Here is a 20,671-nt window from a genome sequence, read left to right on the forward strand (position 1 = left end):
CTAAATGCTCCGTCGTCATTTCTAAAATAGGGAAAATGATTACGGAGCATTTATAATAAACAGACAGTTTCTCATTTTGCCGGTTAAAAGTGTTTAAAAAGTTAGCCCTTAACTGGTAACATATTTGGCGGTTATCATCAGCAATAGCATCCGGTCATCCTTAGCTTCGTCAATGTTTTCCTTTAATAATTGTAAAATCTCGTCATTTTTAATTTTTACCGCCATCATTTGCAGTACCTGGAACGATGCTACCTCAATGCTTTCCATATTTTGCAGGTAAAAAAGGATGGCCATATCCCTTAATGCGGTATCACCTTTTTGATCGTTAATAGCAGTAAAGGCTTCTTCAATCATCCCGGCAAGTCCGCCGCAGCCTGTAATCGAGTTTTGCGCGCCTAATATGGTGTAAATCTCATCCATACGGACGATCTGTTTTTTTACATCCTCAATGGTTTCTAAAATGGCAAGGTTCAGATCTGAAAAATGCGCTTCGTTGGCAATTTCGGGGAAACGTTCAACCATGTGCTTTTTGGCGCAATAGATCTTATCCAGATTGTCTGTAAAAAATTTACGTAAACGATTGTCTCCTAAATGTATCGTCCGGGAACGATCGGGCAGTTGTTCCATCTAATTTAATTAATTATTAAAAGCTATCGCTAAATGCAGAAAGCTTAACGTATCAGCAAATATCTATACTCCATACAGTTGTGAAGTGCTTTTTGTTTTAATCTGCATATATATAGTATCGACTTACAAAGGTGATAAAAAATCAAAAAATCTTCCGCATTTCACCGACATATTTACCTGCCTTACCGGGAAAAACCGCCTCCACACCTAATAGGGGCCATATTGCTGTAACGTTTGCCACCCGGGGTCGTCATATTGGTGTATTTAAAATTTAGAAAATATAATTACTTAACAATCAAAAATATAATCATCATGAAAACTCAAATCATAACATTATTCACTGCCTTAGTATTAGGTTTAGGAGTAGCAAACACAACTTATGCAGCCACTGCAAAAAACACAACCGAAAATGTTACTGTTTTAAATGACATCACTGCAATCAGCAAAATAGAAGTTTACGGAAACGTTGAGCTTTACGTATCTGACGGTTCAAAAGACCAGGTAAAAGTTTACAATAAATATTATACAGAAGGCGCTTTGGTACAAAGCAAAAACGGCGTATTACGCATATCATCATACAAAGCCGAAAAATTGGTAGTTTGGGTTACCGCTAACGACTTGCGTGCCATCTCTGCCTTTGATAATTCAGTAGTAAAATCATTCGGTAACCTTTCAAAAATTGAATTTGAGGTTGATCTGCACAACAATGCCACTGCAAAATTAGATTTGGATGCCTACAGCGCTAACGTAACCGTAAGCGATCAGGCCAAAGCAAACCTAAGCGGTACAGCAAGCGAGTTTGATTTGAAATGCAACAACGCCGGTAATGTTGATCAGAATAACTTAATTACCAAACACGCTTCAAAAACAGTACTTAACACAACAGCATCTGTAAAAAGGTCAGAAATTGATGAACTGGCTGATCTTTAATCAACCCCGCCATTTAAAAAGGTTCAGTATATAGGCTTAGCTATCAATTAAAACAGATAGCTTTTTTTATTTTTGGTGTAACTTAAACTTATAATTGATAGTCTGAAACAATAAAAAATATGAAACGGATTCATTTACTTATAACACTAATGGCAGCAGGTGTTGCTTTTAGCAGCTTATCAGCCTGCAGATACAATAATTGCGTACAGGGTTCGGGCAACCAGGCTACCGAAACCCGTAAGGTAGCTGATTTTAAAAGGCTCGAAGTATCCGACTCTTTTAAGGTGATCATTAAACAGGATAGCTCATCAACCCTGAGCATTACAGCCGATGATAACCTGATCAAATATATCAGAACCAGCGTTAGCGGCGATAAGCTGCGCATATACATCAGGCAAAATACCTGCAACAGCGGCGAGATGATTGTTCATGTGCCCATCCGCATGCTGGAAGAAGTTAGGGCAGGCGATGCATCAGAAATTGAAGCCGATGGGAAGATTACCGTTAAGGATATGTACTTTAAACTATCTGACGCGGCCAAGGTAACTATGGCGCTTACCGCTAACCATATTATTACGCATAATAGTGATGCTACTGAGCTAAACTTAAAAGGACAGGCAACATCGCACGATATTAAAATTAGCGATGGCAGCAAGATCAATGCAGCCGATATGGTAACCAGTGATGTTACCATCCAGGCATCAGATGCGGCTTATGGCGAAGTAAATGTTTTAAATAGTTTAAACGTGCTTGCCAGCGATGGGGCCATAATAAAATACCATGGTAATGCGCCAAATGTAAATACCAAAAAATCCGATGCAGCATCGGTTGAGAAGGTTAATTAACTTTTAATACTTAAAGAAACCGGATGCTTATGCTTTGCAGCACAGGTATAATGAGCCAGACTTTTGTTTGGCTTTTTTACTTTGATGCTATACTGGCTTTTCAAACTTCCGTACTTTTTTCATACCTTTGACCCTCCAAAAGCAGGCGCTGAATTTAAACGTGTGCTTGTACATCAATTTAGATAAAATACCGGTAATAAGATGAATATTTCACAGGAAAAGATTGATAACCTGAACGCAGTTGTAAAGATCAATATCAATCCAGAAGATTATCAGCCACGTGTTGATAAGGCAATTAAGGATCAGGCTAAAAAAGCTAAAATTCCGGGATTCCGTCCGGGAATGGTGCCAGCATCACACATAAAAAGAATGTATGGAAAAAGCATTTTGGTTGATGAGATCAACAACATGCTTTCAGATACGCTGAATAAATATTTGGAAGAAGAGCAGATGGAGGTTTTAGGCCAGCCATTGCCAAAGGTTGATAACGCTAAAGAATATAACTGGGATTTTGCCGATAACTTTGAGTTTAACTACGAAGTTGGTTTGGCCCCTGAGTTTAATGTTGAGTTTTCGGCAGCTGATAAATTAACTCAGTACGTTATTAAAGTTGATGACGAAACTTTGGCCGCCCGTATCAAAAATATCCGCAGAGGTTATGGCAAAATGACAAATCCTGACGTATCGGCAGATGATGATGTGCTTTATTCTGAATTAACGCAGCTTTCGCCAGATGGTTCTGTTTTTGAGGATGGCATTAGCAACACAGCATCAGTTCGTTTAGATCAGATCAAGGATGAAGCCATAAAAGCATCATTAATTGGTTTAAAAAAGGATGATGTAGTAACGCTTGATATTCAGAAAGCTTTTGGTAACGATGCAGCTAAGGTTGCAGGGTTATTAAAAATTGATGAAGAAACAGCAGCAGATTTAAAATCTAATTTCCGCCTTACCGTTAAAAATGTTAACCGTTTAGAGGAAAGTGATTTAAACCAGGAGTTCTTTGATAAATTATTTGGTGAAGGTACAGTAACTACCGAAGAAGAGTTTAAGGCTAAAATAACCGAGGAAATCGAAGTAATGATGATTCAGGATTCTGAACGTAAATTACAGAACGATGTTTACAATTACGGTTTAGGTAAGGTTGAATTAACCCTGCCTGATGAGTTTTTGAAACGCTGGTTAAAAGCTACTAACGATAAACTTAGCGAAGATGAGTTAGCTGGTGGCTATAATGATTTTGCTCAAAACCTTAAGTGGACTTTGATTGAAAACAAAATTATTAAAGACAACAAGATTGAGCTTAAATACGAAGAGGTTTTTGAACTGGCAAAAGAGCGTTTAGCACAACAGTTTAAAATGTATAGCCCGCAGGGCATACCCGATGATCAATTGGCTCAGTATGCAGTTCAATACCTGCAAAACAAAGAGAACGCTAACAAGATATTTGAAGAAGTGAAAGCTTTAAAAGTATTTAACCATATTAAAAGCGTAGTTACTTTAGAACCTAAGGAAATATTATATACCGATTTTAGCAAATTGGTAGCTTAATTATATAATTCCTGCTTTGGTAATCCGGTATGGCCGCAAGGCGATACAGTGTTGCTGAATGGTATCTATAAAACCTATAACCGGAAAGTCCGGAGTTTTGAAATCAGCAGTTGATTTTTAAACTCCGGACTTTCGGTCTTTACTGCCTTTTGGGTCTTCAGCAAATAAATTTACTTTTCGTAAACTTTATGGTACTAAATGTATTTAAGTAACAACTATATTTATCGCGATTAAAACCCGCATCTTAACAAAACAAAATCATGAGCAGTAACATTGATAAAAACGAATTCAGAAAATATGCTGTAAAGCATCACCGGATAAACAGTATCTATGTAGATAAATTTATTGCAGGTGTTGACAGGGCCAGCCTGCCAACCGGCATGACGCCTTATATTATCGAGGAGCGCCAGCTAAACGTAGCACAAATGGATGTGTTTTCGCGCTTAATGATGGATCGTATCATTTTCTTAGGCGATGCGATTTATGAAAATATTGCAAACATTATTCAGGCTCAATTGCTTTTCCTTCAATCGGCCGATGCAAAACGCGATATCCAGATCTATATCAATTCACCTGGAGGTTCGGTTTACGCAGGTTTAGGTATTTATGATACCATGCAATTTATATCAAACGATGTAGCAACAATTTGTACAGGTATGGCAGCCTCAATGGGCGCCGTATTATTATGTGCAGGTGCAGCGGGCAAAAGGGCAGCGTTACCACATGCCAGGGTAATGATACACCAGCCATCAGGCGGTGCACAGGGGCAACAATCTGATATAGAAATTACGTATCACGAAATAACCAAGCTGAAAAAAGAATTGTACCAGATCATTGCTGATCATAGCGGTACATCTTACGAGAAAGTTTGGGATGCATCAGACCGTGACCATTGGATGATAGCCGAAGAAGCTAAAGAATTTGGTATGGTTGATGAAATTTTAAGAGGAAACAATCCAAAGAAATAATTCTTTGAGGTAATAGCCCGCAACGGGTAAAAGCAGGTAAGTCCGGCATCTAATTAAGCTTTCGGACTTACCGACTTTTTTAATTAAATTTGAATAGAAAAAGTAAATCAGATGAATAAAAACAGCAAGGAGATCAGGTGTTCGTTTTGTGGCGCAGGTAAACAGGATTCCCTGATGCTGATAGCGGGCCTTGATGCGCACATTTGTGATAAATGCGTTAACCAGGCTAACGAAATTCTGGCTGAAGAGCTAAAGGTACGCAAGGTAAAAACATCGCCTGCAACACCCGCAACCCTAAAACCTGCTGAAATTAAGGCACACCTTGACCAATATGTTATTGGGCAGGATGATGCCAAAAAGGTATTGGCTGTTGCCGTATATAATCATTATAAAAGATTAAACCAGCGTGTTGATAAGGATGATATTGAGATTGAAAAATCAAATATCATTATGGTGGGCGAAACCGGTACCGGTAAAACCCTGCTTGCAAAAACACTTGCCAAAGTATTAAACGTTCCGTTTTGTATTTGTGATGCTACCGTATTAACCGAAGCCGGTTATGTAGGGGAGGATGTTGAAAGTATTTTAACCCGCCTGCTGCAAGCCGCCGATTATGATGTAGCCACTGCCGAAAGAGGGATTGTTTACATTGATGAGGTTGATAAAATTGCCCGCAAAAGCGATAACGCCTCTATTACCCGTGATGTATCTGGCGAGGGTGTACAACAGGCCCTGTTAAAGATACTGGAAGGTACCATGGTTAATGTACCGCCACAGGGAGGCCGCAAGCATCCTGATCAAAAAATGATTACCGTTAATACCAACAACATCCTGTTTATTTGCGGTGGTGCATTTGATGGTATCGACAGAAAAATTGCTAACCGCCTGCGTACGCAAACAGTTGGTTATAAAATGAAACGTGATGATAGCGAGGTTGACCTAAAAAACCTTTATAAATACATTACCCCGCAGGATCTGAAATCATTCGGCTTAATACCCGAGCTGATTGGCCGTTTGCCTGTGCTTACTTATTTAAACCCTTTAGACAGGGAAGCATTGCAGAATATTTTAACCGAGCCTAAAAACTCCTTACTTAAACAGTACAAAAAACTGTTTGAATATGAAGGTGTAAAGCTTGAGTTTGATGCCGATGTGCTTGATTTTATTGTTGATAAAGCAATGGAGTTTAAATTAGGCGCCCGTGGTTTACGTTCTATATGCGAAGCTATTATGATTGATGCCATGTTTGAGTTTCCATCGCAAAAAGATGTGAAGCGCTTAAACGTAACATTGGATTATGCACATGAGAAATTCGAAAAATCAGACCTTAAAAAATTAAAGGTAGCTTAACATAAACATATAATCAATTTCTTATATTTGATATAACAACTGGCCCTGGTTAATACCGGGGTTTGTTGTATAAAAGGCTTTCCTCCCCACGGAGAGTGCATTAAGACACTTAAACACCAGTACCATGAATGAACACCTGGACATTAAAAAAGAAGAAATATCCGAAGCAAAACCCAAAAGGATAAGGGAAGTACATAGCCCGGTAACATCAGGCCTTAAAACCAAGGAGGCTATAGTTACCAACTGGCTGCCTCGTTATACCGGCCGCCCCCTGGCTGATTTTGGCAATTATATTATTTTAACTAATTTCTCAAAATACATCCACCTGTTTTCGCAGTGGAACGATGATGCGCAGATATTAGGTTTGGATAAGCCGATGCAAAGCGTAACTGCCAATGGCATAACCATTATAAACTTTGGTATGGGCAGCTCGGTAGCGGCCACCATTATGGATCTGCTTACGGCCATACACCCTAAGGCTGTTATATTTTTGGGGAAGTGCGGCGGCCTTAAAAAGAAGAATAAAGTAGGCGACCTGATATTGCCGATTGCCGGTATCAGAGGCGAGGGTACATCAAATGATTACCTGCCTGCCGAAGTGCCTGCACTGCCATCATTTGCGCTGCAAAAAGCTATATCAACCACCATACGCGACTTTGGGCGCGATTACTTTACCGGAACCTGTTACACTACCAACCGCCGCGTTTGGGAGCACGACAAGGAGTTTAAAAAATACCTGAAAGAATTAAGGGCGATGGCCGTTGATATGGAAACCGCAACCATTTTTACAACGGGCTTTGCTAATAAGATACCTACTGGCGCACTGCTGTTGGTATCCGATCAGCCGATGATTCCGGAGGGGGTAAAAACTGCCGAAAGTGATTCGAGCGTTACCGAGCAGTTTGTTGAAACACATTTAAAAATCGGTATTGAATCCTTAAAACAGCTCATCAATAATGGGCTAACGGTTAAGCATTTGATTTTTTAGTTAAAATAGCAGGTAATTTCATGTAAAATGATATTCTCTACCTGTTAAAGTCCTTTCCTTTGGAGAGGATTTAGGTGTGGCTTTTTTTATGCAGAGATTTTATAATGCTTTAACAATTCCTCATATTAATTCGGGATATATCATTTAAGAAAGGTAATTTTGAAGCATAATCCGCTTTGTATACCGGATTAGTAGATATTAAATTATGTGGTACAATAACATATTGGAAACCATAGGGGACACCCCGATGGTTAAATTGAATAAAGTAACTAAAGATATCCCGGCAACGGTTTTAGCCAAAATTGAAACAACCAATCCGGGTAACTCAATTAAGGATCGTATGGCCCTTAAAATGATTGAGGATGCCGAAAAAAGCGGTAAGCTTAAACCCGGCGGAACCATTATTGAAGGAACTTCAGGTAATACGGGTATGGGCCTGGCCATTGCCGCCGTTATAAAAGGCTACAAATGTATTTTTACCAGTACCGATAAACAATCAAAAGAAAAATTTGATGCGCTGCGCGCCTTTGGTGCCGAGGTTATTGTTTGCCCTACCAACGTTGACCCGGAAGATTCACGTTCTTATTACTCGGTATCATCACGCCTGGAGCGCGAGGTGCCAAACTCATGGAAACCTAACCAGTACGATAACTTATCAAACTCACAGGCCCACTATGAATCAACCGGGCCCGAGATATGGGAGCAAACCAATGGTAAAGTAACGCACTTGGTTGCAGGTGTTGGTACAGGTGGTACCATATCAGGTATAGCCAGGTATCTGAAAGAGAAAAACCCGGCCATCCAGGTTATTGGGATTGATACTTACGGTTCCGTATTTAAAAAATACAAGGAAACAGGGGTGATGGATAAGAACGAGATCTACCCATACATTACCGAAGGCATTGGTGAGGATTTTTTACCGCAGAACGTTGATTTTAACCTGATAGATCATTTTGAAAAAGTAACCGATAAGGATGCAGCCCTAATGACCCGCGAGATTGCACGCAAGGAAGGCATTTTTGCAGGGAACTCAACAGGCTCGGCAGTTGCCGGGGTGTTGCAGATGAAGGATAAGTTTAAAGAAGGCGATGTGGTGGTGATCATTTTCCCGGATCATGGTACCCGTTACCTGGGTAAAATGTATAATGACGACTGGCTGCGCGACCGAGGTTTCCTGAAAGACGAAAAGCTTACAGCGCGCCATATCATCCAAAAGAAGGATAACCAGCTGATAGTTACCATCGATTGCGAAAAGACTGTCCTGGAGGCTATAAATACTATTAAATCGTTAAACATCTCGCAGATCCCTGTAACACAAAAAGGAATGGTGATAGGTAAGATTACTGAAAGTGATATTTTAAACTCGTTAATAGAAAACCCGTCGATCAAATCTCAGCCTATCAAAAACATCACCACCAGCCCCTTCCCCTTTGTTGATCTCAATACCTCTATCGATAAGATCTCGGCCATGATCAATAAGGATAACATTGCTGTATTGGTTGAAGATAACGGGCAGATAGAAATTATTACCCAGTACGATATTATCAATGCTATATCAGCATAAATAATAAAAGCTTTAGATTGAAAAGGTGTTTTGCATTAAGCGGAACACCTTTTTTAGTTTATCGGGATTATTTATTCTAACCTTTTCCTGGCAAGCTCATTACTGTAGCGCTTATTTAAAGCGGGATCCGGATGTACCAACAGGAAAATGCCGGTGCCTTTTTCAACAGCAAGGGGGTTCTCAACCTCGCCGTATTTTTTATAGCTTTCTAAATGCGATGCGAAGGTTTTAATGTTACCTCCGCCCTGGTCGTCCACATAAATAATATACTGTGCGTTCAGGCTATCGGGTGCCCAAAGGGTAAAGCTGCTGTTAAGTGATATAACCTCGGGCAAATGGTATTGCTTACCAAAGTGGTGTATGGCACCAGCCTCACCATAGTTATCGGCATATAACTGGGTATGCTTTTGCTGCTCGGGGGTTAGACTGTTCCATACCCGGGCTACTTTTGCGGTCATTTCGTCCCAGCCGAACATATCGGCGTAATCCTGTGTGGTGGCATGTGTTTGGTGATCTTCCCAGGTCACCGTAAATTTTAGAAAAGGCAGGTTTGCCTTGGTGTACCTGAAAAATGCCAGCGTTTTATCCATCGGTAAAACGGGTAAAAATATAGGGAAAAGCAAAAAGTTAGGGATGGTAAATAGAGCGATAACCAGGCTGCGCAATGCATAGCCACTGGTTTTAAGCCAACGCTCAAACCCAAAACCTCCGGCGGCAAACAACATAGGGAATGCGCCAAAAAGGTAATAGCTTTTACCCTTCATCGCCAACAGAAAGATAAATATAAACACAAAGGCAAACGCAATGAACTGGAACTTATGCAGCCTGAACGAAAACAGCAGAAATACAAACCCGGTTAACCAAACAAACAGGGCAATACCGTTATCCAAAAGATCCTGCATAATAAAGTCGGACGGTTTGATGTATTGCAGTTGTTGTTCGCGCAGGTTATGCATGTGGGTAAAAACCGGTAAATGATGTTGGAATTGCCAGATAAGGTTGGGCAAAATTATCAGCAGTGCAAGCAGGGCCGCACCTAAAACATGCTTGTTAAATAAAAGCTTGCGCTGCTTGCTTACCAGCAGGCCTAAAATTAAAGAGCCCGTAAAAAATAGCATGGTATATTTTGTAAGCACCCCAATGCCTACAACTATCCCCAAAAAGTATAAATATTTTATGGCTGATGTATTGCTATACTTTGTAAGCAGCCAAACGGCCATAACCCACCACAACTGGTCAAACACTACGGGCTGAAACAGGTAGCCGCTTGCGGCAAATGCTGGCGCAAACAGGAGCGACATGCAGGCCAATGCAATAGCAAACCTTTTACCACCCAGCTCCATCACAATAAGGCCGGTGAACCAAACGATAAGTCCGCTGCAAAGGGTTGGGAAAATGCGGGCCGCAAAAACAGAATCGCCAAAAAGTACGGAACTTATTTTTGCCAGCAGGGCAATAAATGGCGGCACTTCTTTGTAGCCCCAGTCTAAATGATCGGCAAGTACCAGGTGCAGCAGTTCATCGCGGTGAAAGCCGAAATGCGATATGGCAAACAGGTTTAAACCTATTTTAATGATTACAAATACAAGTATAAATACAGCGTAGGTTGATCTCTTGTTTTGGTAGGGCATTTTTAGGTCAGCTTATGATAAAGGTAATAATTTAGTGCTAAAAGCAAAAAAGCTGAAAGTTTATGTCTTTCAGCTTTTTTTGAGGTTATACTTGCTTTATATTCTTTTAATATCGGCACCCAATGCAATTAAGCGTTTGTCAATATGCTGATAGCCACGCTCAATTTGTTCAATATTGTAAATGGTTGATTTTCCTTTGGCCGATAGGGCTGCAATTAACAAAGCTACCCCGGCACGTATATCAGGCGATGTCATGGAGATACCGCGTAGCTGTACCTGTTTATCCAAACCGATCACAGTAGCACGGTGCGGATCGCATAGTATGATCTGAGCGCCCATATCTAACAGTTTATCCACAAAGAACAAACGGCTCTCAAACATTTTTTGATGGATCAGAACCGATCCTTTGGCCTGTATGGCAACTACCAAAACAATGCTCAGCAAATCGGGCGTAAAGCCCGGCCACGGCGCATCGGCAATGGTCATGATGGAGCCATCAATAAAGGTTTCAATTTCGTAATGCTTTTGTGCGGGAATGTAAATATCATCGCCCCTAAGCTCCAGCTTAATACCCAGGCGTTTAAAAACATCGGGGATCATGCCCAGCTCAGGGTAGTTCACATTTTTTATGGTGATCTCAGATTCGGTCATGGCGGCTAAACCAATGAACGAGCCGATCTCGATCATATCCGGCAATAGACGGTGCTCGGTACCACCAAGCTCGGTTACGCCTTCAATGCTCAGCAAGTTTGAGCCTATGCCGGTAATTTTGGCGCCCATGCGGTTAAGCATTTTACAAAGCTGCTGCAAATAAGGCTCGCAGGCGGCATTATATATGGTGGTAATGCCTTTTGCCAGTACGGCTGCCATCACAATGTTGGCAGTACCGGTTACCGATGCTTCGTCCAATAAAATGTATGTACCCTTTAAGTTTGATGCATCAACATTAAAAAAACCGTTGCTTGGGTTGTAATTAAATTGGGCACCAAGTTTTTCAAAACCTAAAAAATGCGTATCCAAACGGCGGCGGCCAATTTTATCGCCACCCGGTTTAGGGATGGATGCTTTGCCGAAACGGGCCAACAAAGGGCCAACTATCATGATAGATCCGCGTAGGCCACCGCCTTTTTCTTTAAAAGAATCAGAAAGGAAAAAATCAAGATCTATATTTTTAGCCTCAAAGCTATAGGTATCAGGTGCCAGTTGTTCAACCGTAACCCCCATATCGCCTAACAGCTCTATAAGTTTATTAACATCCTTAATATCAGGTATGTTGCTGATGGTAACTTTTTGACTGGTTAATAATACAGCCGAAAGAATTTGCAATGCTTCGTTCTTTGCACCTTGTGGTATTATTTCACCCTTCAGCGGTTTACCGCCTATTATTTCAAATGCATTAGTCATAAATTGGTTTATAGTTTATTGCCTTGCGGGCAATGGGTAGTACATAGTTTTTAAACAGATAAAAAGACAGGTCAAATATCTGTTCTTTTATCGACTATGGAATACCGGTACAAACAAATAATTAATATTTTTTTGGTCCGTTACTACGGCCACGATTTTGGTTATTGTTGTTGTTACGTGGGTTGTTGTTATTGGTGCGTCCGCCGCCACCTCCGCCGCTTCCGCCACGGTTGTTTTGGTTGTTATTGGTACGCCCGCGGTTATTGCTATTGGTACTGGTATGGGGGTTGGCGCGGTATTCCACACGGTTAAGGTTAATGTTTTCTTCTAACTTTAACTGCCCGCCCGATAAGTTATAAAGATCCGATAGGATACTTTCGTCGGTAACGGAATCCTTGTTCCATTGCACATAGGCCATTTTCATAAAATTAGCTACGGCTTGCACCATGTGGCGTTTACGGTCGGGGTCTTCAATGCTTTTAGCCTTCTCAATCATCAGCTCAATGGTTTTGCCATAGTGCTTGTATTTAATACGCTGATTGGGGTATCTTAAAGGCTCAGGCTTCATGTGGATAGCCTCAACCGTTGGTTTTGGATAGGGCGAATCTACATCTATCTTAAAATCAGATATGATGTGCAGGTGATCCCAAAGTTTGTGTTTAAAATCGGCAACATCGCGCAAATGGGGGTTTAAAAAGCCCATAAGGTCAATTACTACCTGTGCATAGCGGTTACGTTCTTCTTTGGTAGGCAGTGCAACAATGTATTTAACCATGTTTTGCACGTTGCGGCCATATTCCGAAAGGATAAGTTTATTCCTGGTGGAATTATAATCAAATTGATCAGGCATAGTTTTAAGCCAGTTAATGAGTTTTTTAATGAAAGTTTTAAAATTAGCGCAGACAGTATTCCGATAGGAGGAATTTGAGGCTAAAGTTGAATTTTACTTTGATGTAGAAATACAAATATAAGGCAATAGTTTAATTATCCAAATTTTGTAGTGTCTCTGTTTGAATTTCTATGGAATTGATGTCAATCCAAAAAATTTAAATTCGTCTTTCATTTTTACAAATTCAAAACCTTCACTTGCCCCCTCATGTCCTTTAGCAATTTCGTTTGGCTCGAATGTTACATACAGTATATCATATAATGTAATCGGCATTGATCTATGTATTTTCATATTTGGTGGTGGAAAATTCAAATAAGCCTCACTTATATTATATTTTTTGTATTTCATAACTTCAAAAAGTTTCGATTTTGGTAAATTTTTATAATATTGAATTAAAAATGTGTTTAGTGACATATAGGTAACAGCGATACTTTGCTCGTATGTTAGTTTTGGATCTATAGTTTCAAATAAATCACAGTGTATGGTTTTTAAAGAAAGATTACGTAAAGTTTTTGTGTCTTTCAATTCAAGAGCTTTTTTTAATTGTTTCCAAGTATTGATTAGTTTAACAGAATCTTTAAACGTAATATTTGTAGGTTTATAAGGTTGACCTTGCACCCCTATAGTAAGGAATAGAAAAAATGGAATTAATAATTTACTCATAAAAAAGCCACTTGTTAGGTGGCTTAAATATATAAACAAGAAAGCAGAATTAATCTGTCAACCTTATAATATCATTGCGTCTCGGTTTGGTTTTTTAGCTTTATTGATGATTAAAAATACAATCCCAATTATTATAGTAGGCAGCCAATATAAAAAGGAATATTCTCCTAATTTACTTACAAAATTGCTTAACGGTGGGCCCTGGTAAGCAAACAATGAGGCTCCAAAGCAAAACATTCCCAAACCTGTAAGGATTAAAATGATGCCAATTATTTTAAATTTATATTTTTTCATTATGAAAGGTTTCTTAAAAAAGGTGGAGTGAATATATGAATAAGTCCGCTTTTAATCTGCCATTCTCGCAATATGTTGTTCTCGCCGTTTGAAATTATTATATAAGAAAAAATAAAGCGAGATTTATAAAAGCGAAGTGAACACCCGCTCATTTACTATGAACATACCGGAAGAAATTGAAAAGTATATTTCCAGCCAGCCTGAACCCAAACGGAGCGACATGGAAGCCCTGCATCTGTTGATACTTGGGGTGTCGCCAGCTTGTAAACTATGGTTTGATGATGGGAAGAACAGCGAAAATAAAATCGTTAGCAACCCTAACATAGGCTATGGCAATTACACCATAAAATATGCGACTGGAAAAGCCAGGGAGTTTTTTCAAATAGGCATGAGTGCAAACACTACCGGAATCTCCATCTATATTCTTGGTATCGAGGATAAAACATACCTGTCCAAAACCTACGGAGAAAAAATAGGCAAGGCAAGCGTAACCGGGTATTGCATTAAGTTTAAAAATTTAAAAGATATAAATACTACAATACTTAAAGCGGCCATACGCTATGGCTTTGAGGCAACCAGTGAAAAGTAAATTATAAACTGCAAGGAAAATAAAGACGGCTTAAACTACAAACAAAAAAACCGAACAGCTTTAACTGTCCGGTTTTGATTATGATGATTGTTTAGATTAGGGTGCTTGTTGTTTATTACTAAAATACCTGTTCAAACTGGTTAACGGCATCCTTGCTTTCAAGTATGGAGTGTCCCATTAAAAACTCATCTACTTTACGTGCGGCTTCGCGGCCCTCAGATATTGCCCAAACAACCAATGATTGTCCGCGGCGCATATCACCGGCTGTAAATACTTTGCCTACGTTGGTGCGGTAAACACCTTCTTTAGCTTTAACGTTCTTGCGTTCGTCAAGCTCAATGCCCATATTCTCTAACATACCGTTATGCTGCGGGAATAAGAAACCCATAGCCAGGAATATCCGTTGGCAAACTATTTCGCGCTCCGAGCCTTCAACTTTATGAAATTTAATTGGCCTGCCCATTACATCTAATTCCCAGGTTACATCAGTTACCCTTATGGCCCTTAGATTACCCTCTTCGTCGCCTAAAAACTCATCGGTATTAATTCCCCAAAAACGATCAACTCCTTCTTCATGGCTGCTGGTAGTCTTTAGCACCATTGGGTAGGTTGGCCATGGCATGTGAGCCGTACGCTGAGCTGGCGGCTGCATCATCACCTCAAACTGCTTAATAGAGCTTGCACCCTGACGGTTTGAAGTGCCCACACAGTCAGATCCTGTATCACCACCACCAATCACAATTACATCCTTACCGGTTGCTATGATCTCTTCCTGCGGAAACTGGGTATTGCTTACGCGTTTGTTTTGCTGTTTTAAAAAGTCCATCGCAAAATGGATCCCTTTTAGTTCCCTGCCGGGGATATTTAAGTTACGCGGAATGGTTGAGCCACCTGCCAATATTACGGCATCGTTGCTGCGTAAAATTTCATCGTCGGCAATATCTTTACCTACTTCGGTATTGCATTTAAATACAATGCCGTCTTTTTCCATTACTTCAATACGGCGGTCAATAACCCATTTTTCAAGCTTAAAATCAGGGATACCGTAGCGAAGCAAGCCTCCCGGGCGGTCATCGCGCTCATAAACTGTTACTGCGTGGCCTGCCTTGCTTAACTGGGCTGCAGCAGCTAATCCGGCTGGGCCGGAGCCTACAACGGCAATCTTTTTACCTGTTTTTACAAGTGGGGCAACCGGTTTAACCAGGTTTTTTGAATAAGCTATCTCAATAATATGCTTTTCAATTTCTTCTATAGCTACAGCCGGTTTATTGATGCCAAGCACACATGCCGATTCGCAAGGGGCAGGGCATATCCTCCCGGTAAACTCCGGAAAGTTATTGGTTGATGATAAAATGCTGTAGGCTTCTTCCCAATTTTTACGATACACTGCATCGTTAAACTCAGGGATGATATTGCCCAGCGGGCAGCCCGAATGGCAAAAGGGGATGCCGCAATTCATGCAGCGGGCCGATTGCTGGTTTAATTTCTCGTCAGAATATGCGTGAACAAATTCGTTATAATTTTTAACACGTTCTGCAGCCGGTGTTTTTGAGGGAAGTTCTCTGTTAAACTCCTGAAATCCTGTTGGTTTTCCCATTAGCTGATAGTTTGATATTGTAATTTCTCTAAAACCTTTTTGTACTCTTTTGGATATACTTTAACAAACTGGCCTGATGCTTTGCCCCAGTTGTCAAGTAATTGTTGGGCTACTTTACTGCCTGTTAAATGAACATGCTTGTGTAACAATGCAATGATCTGCTCTTCGTCTTTTATTGATAAAGGATCCAGATCAACCATTTCAGTATTACAGTTTTCGGTAAAGGTGTTGTTTGGGTTATAAACCCATGCAATACCGCCGCTCATTCCGGCTGCAAAGTTTCTGCCTGTTTCGCCTAATATCAATGTGCGACCCCCGGTCATGTACTCACAACCATGATCGCCGATACCTTCAACTACGGTGGTAGCACCTGAGTTACGCACGGCAAAACGCTCGCCGGCCATACCGCGGATAAATACCTCGCCGGCAGTAGCACCATAAAGGGCAACGTTACCAATAATGATATTCTCTTCAGGAGTGAAAGTAGCTTTCTCTGACGGGTATATGGCTAACTGTGCACCTGATAATCCTTTGCCCACGTAATCATTCGCTTCACCTTCCAGCTCAAACGAAATTCCCTTGGTTGCAAAGGCACCGAAGCTTTGTCCTGCCGAGCCTTTGAATTTAAAGTTGATGGTATTGTCAGGCAAGCCTGCTGATCCATATATTTTTGAGATCTCGTTTGATAACAGCGTGCCTATGGTACGGTCAACGTTCTTTACATCAAATGCTGCAAATACCGGGGTTTTATCTTCAAGCGCCACCTTTGCAGCTGCTAACAGTTTCCAGTCGAGTATGTCGTCCATACCATGATCCTGTTTTTCGCTGTTGTAAAGGGTAACATCTTTTGGATTGGTTACCGGGTGCAACATTCCCGAAAGATCGATCTTTTTAGCTTTCCAGTTCTTTAATCCGTCCTTTACTTTCAGAAACTGAACACGGCCCACCATTTCGTTAATGGTGCGGAAACCTAATTCGGCCATAATCTCGCGCAGCTCCTCGGCCATAAAGCGGAAAAGGTTCACCACGTGTTCCGGCTTACCGGTAAATAGTTTTCTTAATTCAGGATCCTGTGTAGCAACACCTACCGGGCAGGTATTTAAATGGCATTTGCGCATCATGATACAGCCGCCGGCAACAAGGGCCGCAGTAGCAACACCCCATTCTTCGGCACCCATTAAACAGGCAATAGCCAAATCACGACCGGTTTTTAACTGCCCGTCGGTTTGTAATACAACCCTGCTGCGCAGTTTATTGCGTACCAGTGTTTGGTGCGCTTCGGCCAGGCCAAGCTCCCAGGGTAAGCCTGCATGTTTAACAGAGCTGATAGGGGATGCACCTGTGCCGCCATCATAACCTGCAATCAGGATAACATCGGCATGGGCTTTTGCAACACCTGCTGCTATAGTACCAACACCTGCCTTTGATACCAATTTTACGTTGATACGTGCAGCACGGTTAGCATTTTTAAGGTCGAAGATTAATTGGGCCAGATCCTCGATAGAGTAAATATCATGGTGAGGCGGCGGCGATATTAAACCTACACCCGGTGTAGAGTGACGTGTTTTTGCAATCCACTCATCCACCTTATGGCCGGGTAGTTGCCCGCCCTCGCCGGGTTTTGCACCCTGCGCCATTTTTATCTGTAACTCATCGGCATTGGTAAGGTAATTTGAGGTAACCCCAAAACGTGCCGAAGCCACCTGCTTAATAGCAGAGCGCATTGAATCGCCATTAGGCATAACTTCATAACGCAGCTCGTCCTCACCACCTTCGCCGGTATTGCTTTTGCCGCCTATGCGGTTCATGGCAATGGCCATAGTGCTGTGCGCCTCGTGCGATATGGAACCGAACGACATGGCACCCGTAGCAAAGCGTTTCATGATGTTTTCAGCAGGTTCAACCTCTTCAATAGCTATTGGTTCGCGGTGATGTGCAAAATCAAGCAACCCACGGATGGTATAATGCTTTTCTGTTTGCTCATTGATCTCTTTAGCGTAGTTTTTATAAACCCGGTAATCATTGCTGCGGGTAGCATGCTGCAATAAGTGTACGGTAGTTGGGTTAAACAAGTGCGATTCGCCGCGGCGTTTCCACTGGTAAATACCACCTTCTGGTAGTAAACGGTCGGCACTTTTTGCACCGAAACCGATTTTATGTTTACAAAGTGATTCGCGGGCAATTTCATCAAGGCCTAAACCTCCAATGCGGGTTACTGCCCCGGTAAAATATTTGTCAACTACAGTTTTGTTTAAGCCTAATATTTCAAAAACCTGCGAACCATGGTATGATTGCAAAGTAGAGATCCCCATTTTTGAGAATATCTTCAGCAAGCCATCATTGATTGATTTTACATAGTTTTTTTGCAGTGTTTTTAAATCAAGATTGGTTTCTAAGCCACCATTGTTTTTCAACGTTTCAATGGTTGACAGGGCCAGGTAAGGATTAATAGCCGTTGCACCAAAGGCCAGTAAACAGGCAAAGTGGTGCACTTCCCAGGTATCCCCGGTTTCAACAACCAAACCAACAGCACCACGGCGACCGCTGCGGATTAAATGGTGGTGAACAGCCGATACTGCCAGCAATGTCGGGATAGGGGCATGTTCAGAATCAATGGCACGGTCTGACAGGATCAGTACTTCAAAACCATCATCAACAGAATCTTCGGCATAACGGCAAAGCCTTGCTATACCTTTCTCTAACGAGCCCGGCATACCATCGGCATTGTAATAGGTTTGCAGTGTTTTAGCGTGGAACATACCGGTATCAATACTCCGCAGCTTTTCAAGCTGATGGTTTTTTAATATCGGGTGTTGTAATACCACGCAATGGCAGTGCATTTTATCTTCGTCTAACAGGTTGCCATTGTTACCTATAAACGTAGCCAGGCTCATTACCAAACGTTCACGGATAGGATCAATAGGCGGGTTGGTAACCTGGGCAAAAAATTGTTTAAAGTAGCTTGATAAGTGCTGTGGCTTGTCTGACAATATAGCCAGCGGCACATCGGTACCCATTGAGCCTATCGGTTCTTTACCATCAAGTGCCATTGGCTTTATAATGGTATCAATATCCTCGCGGGTATAACCGAATACCTGCTGGTAACGGAAAACAGAATCTTCAGACAGGCTGGCAAATGCCAAACGTGGTTCTGAAAGTTCGCTCAGGCGGATCTTATAATTTTCAAGCCAGCGGCCATAAGGCTGGCGCGAGGCTATCTGGTGCTTAATTTCATTATCGGTAATGATCTTGCCTTTTTCAGTATCGATCAATAGCATTTTACCGGGCTGTAAGCGGCCTTTGCGCAATACAAGGCTTTCATCCAGCTTTAGTACGCCGGCTTCTGATGCGGCAATAACACGGCCATCCTTGGTTACTACATAGCGCAACGGGCGAAGGCCGTTCCTGTCTAACAAAGCACCAACTAATTTACCATCGGTAAAGGTAATGGCAGCAGGGCCATCCCAGGGCTCGGTCATGGTTGCATGAAACTCGTAAAATGCTTTTTTAATCGGGTCCATCTGCTCGTTGCCATCCCATGCTTCGGGTATCAGCATCATCATTACGTGTGGTAATGAGCGGCCGGTGTGCAGTAGTATCTCGATGATATTATCCAAACAGGCCGAATCGGATTGATTGTTATCAATTACCGGTAACAGCATCTCCATTTCCTCGTTGGTAAAATAAGCCGAGGCATAAGATTTCAACCCCGAGTAAAACCAGTTAAGGTTACCTGTAAGCGTGTTGATCTCGCCATTATGCGCAATTAAGCGGAATGGCTGGGCCAGTTTCCACGATGGGAAAGTATTGGTTGAGAAACGCGAGTGGATCATGGCGAAGCCCGATGCAATACGCGGATCAGCAAGATCACTAAAGTATTTGCGCAACTGGTAAGTAGTTACCTGCCCCTTGTAAATAATAGTTTTGCAGGATAGCGAGGTAAAGTAAAAATGCTCGGCAGCGGCAGGTACAGTTTCAGTTATGGTTTTGTTGATGTAGCGCCTTAATATATAAAGCTTACGTTCAAAATCTTCGGTATTTGTAATATGGTGCGGCCTTAGTATAAAAAGCTGTTCTGAATCGGGTTCAGCACCGCGGGCAGTTTCACCAACAGCCGATGAATTAACTGTTAGCTTACGATAGCCTAATTTATGCAGCCCCATTTTTTCAATGGCGTTGCCAATAATAGTGCGGCAGGCTTTTTTAAGTGCAGATTCTTTCGGGAAAAATATCATCCCTACGCCGTATTCGCCAGGTTCTGGCAGGCTAATCTCTAAATCAGCGCATTCTTCTAAAAAAAATTCGTGGGGGAGTTGTATCAGTATCCCGGCACCGTCGCCGGTTTCAGGGTCACATCCGCATGCGCCGCGATGTTCCATGTTTTCGAGCATGGTAAGCGCGTCGTCAATTATCTGGTTACTTTTATGTCCGTTAATATTTGTAATAAATCCGGTACCGCACGAGTCGTGTTCAAATTCTGGCCGGTAAAGGCCCTGTTGGCTTTCAGCTTGATCCATTGCAATAAAATGTTTATAAATGGTGCAACGACGAAGTTACAGAATGCGAATTTGAATTAAAAATTTCTTAATGTTTTTAATTTATTCTAAATAATCTAATATTTATTGGTTTTTAAATTGTCAAATTGCTAATGAATGATAATTAATTATCAAAATTTCGTAAATCAAAAGTGCCGGATTGTGATTTTAGACAGTTTAGTAACATCTACTAAATCTATCTGCATTAAATAAATTAAAGATTATATGGGTTTAAAGTAGTTTGCT

16 protein-coding genes are annotated in these 20,671 nt (G+C 41.4%); 8 read left to right on the forward strand and 8 right to left on the reverse strand.

Translation table 11 applies throughout. The features are described from left to right. Positions 1 to 108: 108 nt before the first annotated feature. Positions 109 to 627 (reverse strand): DUF892 family protein, encoded by a 519-nt coding sequence (locus ACQY4U_RS09960; protein WP_428329243.1) that lies wholly within the window; start codon positions 625 to 627, stop codon positions 109 to 111. 312 nt (positions 628 to 939) lie between these two features. Here ACQY4U_RS09960 and ACQY4U_RS09965 point away from each other — a divergent pair, with 312 nt between their 5' ends. The 7 genes from ACQY4U_RS09965 (at position 940) to ACQY4U_RS09995 (ending at position 8,823) form a co-directional block, all read left to right on the forward strand. Further along, complete coding sequence (locus tag ACQY4U_RS09965; RefSeq protein ID WP_428329244.1) at positions 940 to 1,557, forward strand: GIN domain-containing protein; 618 nt, start codon at positions 940 to 942, stop codon at positions 1,555 to 1,557. Positions 1,558 to 1,676: 119 nt separating this feature from the next. Continuing rightward, complete coding sequence (locus tag ACQY4U_RS09970) at positions 1,677 to 2,402, forward strand: head GIN domain-containing protein (protein WP_428329245.1); 726 nt, start codon at positions 1,677 to 1,679, stop codon at positions 2,400 to 2,402. A gap of 201 nt (positions 2,403 to 2,603) precedes the next feature. Beyond that, positions 2,604 to 3,953 carry a trigger factor gene (tig, locus tag ACQY4U_RS09975; protein ID WP_428329246.1) on the forward strand — a complete coding sequence of 450 codons (1,350 nt, stop codon included), beginning with the start codon at positions 2,604 to 2,606 and terminating at the stop codon, positions 3,951 to 3,953. A gap of 260 nt (positions 3,954 to 4,213) precedes the next feature. After that, complete coding sequence (locus ACQY4U_RS09980) at positions 4,214 to 4,921, forward strand: ATP-dependent Clp protease proteolytic subunit (RefSeq protein ID WP_428329247.1); 708 nt, start codon at positions 4,214 to 4,216, stop codon at positions 4,919 to 4,921. 111 nt (positions 4,922 to 5,032) lie between these two features. After that, positions 5,033 to 6,271: an ATP-dependent Clp protease ATP-binding subunit ClpX gene (clpX, locus tag ACQY4U_RS09985; RefSeq protein WP_428329248.1), complete on the forward strand. Its 1,239-nt coding sequence runs from the start codon at positions 5,033 to 5,035 to the stop codon at positions 6,269 to 6,271. A gap of 124 nt (positions 6,272 to 6,395) precedes the next feature. Beyond that, positions 6,396 to 7,259 (forward strand): AMP nucleosidase, encoded by an 864-nt coding sequence (locus tag ACQY4U_RS09990; RefSeq protein ID WP_428329249.1) that lies wholly within the window; start codon positions 6,396 to 6,398, stop codon positions 7,257 to 7,259. Positions 7,260 to 7,464: 205 nt separating this feature from the next. Then, positions 7,465 to 8,823 (forward strand): cystathionine beta-synthase, encoded by a 1,359-nt coding sequence (locus ACQY4U_RS09995; RefSeq protein ID WP_428329250.1) that lies wholly within the window; start codon positions 7,465 to 7,467, stop codon positions 8,821 to 8,823. A 71-nt stretch (positions 8,824 to 8,894) separates the two neighbouring features. On the opposite strand, the gene ACQY4U_RS10000 is transcribed toward ACQY4U_RS09995, so the two are convergent. The 5 genes from ACQY4U_RS10000 to ACQY4U_RS10020 all read right to left on the reverse strand — a co-directional run bounded on the left by ACQY4U_RS10000 (position 8,895) and on the right by ACQY4U_RS10020 (position 13,704). Continuing rightward, positions 8,895 to 10,454: an ArnT family glycosyltransferase gene (locus ACQY4U_RS10000; RefSeq protein ID WP_428329251.1), complete on the reverse strand. Its 1,560-nt coding sequence runs from the start codon at positions 10,452 to 10,454 to the stop codon at positions 8,895 to 8,897. Positions 10,455 to 10,550: 96 nt separating this feature from the next. Next, complete coding sequence (gene murA, locus ACQY4U_RS10005) at positions 10,551 to 11,858, reverse strand: UDP-N-acetylglucosamine 1-carboxyvinyltransferase (RefSeq protein ID WP_428329252.1); 1,308 nt, start codon at positions 11,856 to 11,858, stop codon at positions 10,551 to 10,553. 121 nt (positions 11,859 to 11,979) lie between these two features. Further along, complete coding sequence (locus tag ACQY4U_RS10010) at positions 11,980 to 12,708, reverse strand: DUF4290 domain-containing protein (RefSeq protein ID WP_428329253.1); 729 nt, start codon at positions 12,706 to 12,708, stop codon at positions 11,980 to 11,982. A gap of 168 nt (positions 12,709 to 12,876) precedes the next feature. Further along, positions 12,877 to 13,410: a hypothetical protein gene (locus ACQY4U_RS10015; RefSeq protein WP_428329254.1), complete on the reverse strand. Its 534-nt coding sequence runs from the start codon at positions 13,408 to 13,410 to the stop codon at positions 12,877 to 12,879. Positions 13,411 to 13,473: 63 nt separating this feature from the next. Then, the gene (locus tag ACQY4U_RS10020; protein ID WP_428329255.1) at positions 13,474 to 13,704 is read right to left on the reverse strand and encodes a hypothetical protein; all 231 of its coding nucleotides are present in this window, start codon (positions 13,702 to 13,704) and stop codon (positions 13,474 to 13,476) included. Positions 13,705 to 13,861: 157 nt separating this feature from the next. Between ACQY4U_RS10020 and ACQY4U_RS10025 the strand changes: the two genes are divergently transcribed. Beyond that, positions 13,862 to 14,293 carry a hypothetical protein gene (locus ACQY4U_RS10025; protein WP_428329256.1) on the forward strand — a complete coding sequence of 144 codons (432 nt, stop codon included), beginning with the start codon at positions 13,862 to 13,864 and terminating at the stop codon, positions 14,291 to 14,293. Between the two features lie 118 nt (positions 14,294 to 14,411). Here the strand turns inward: ACQY4U_RS10025 and ACQY4U_RS10030 are convergent, their stop codons facing one another. Both ACQY4U_RS10030 and gltB read right to left on the reverse strand, forming a co-directional pair. Continuing rightward, positions 14,412 to 15,890 (reverse strand): glutamate synthase subunit beta, encoded by a 1,479-nt coding sequence (locus ACQY4U_RS10030; RefSeq protein WP_428329257.1) that lies wholly within the window; start codon positions 15,888 to 15,890, stop codon positions 14,412 to 14,414. After that, positions 15,890 to 20,407, reverse strand: coding sequence for a glutamate synthase large subunit (gene gltB, locus ACQY4U_RS10035; RefSeq protein WP_428329258.1), 4,518 nt, complete (start codon positions 20,405 to 20,407; stop codon positions 15,890 to 15,892). Before gltB ends, ACQY4U_RS10030 begins: the two co-directional genes overlap by 1 nt. Between the last annotated feature and the right edge of the window lie 264 nt (positions 20,408 to 20,671).

It is taken from the genome of Mucilaginibacter sp. (assembly GCF_965277465.1).
Lineage (GTDB): Bacteria > Bacteroidota > Bacteroidia > Sphingobacteriales > Sphingobacteriaceae > Mucilaginibacter.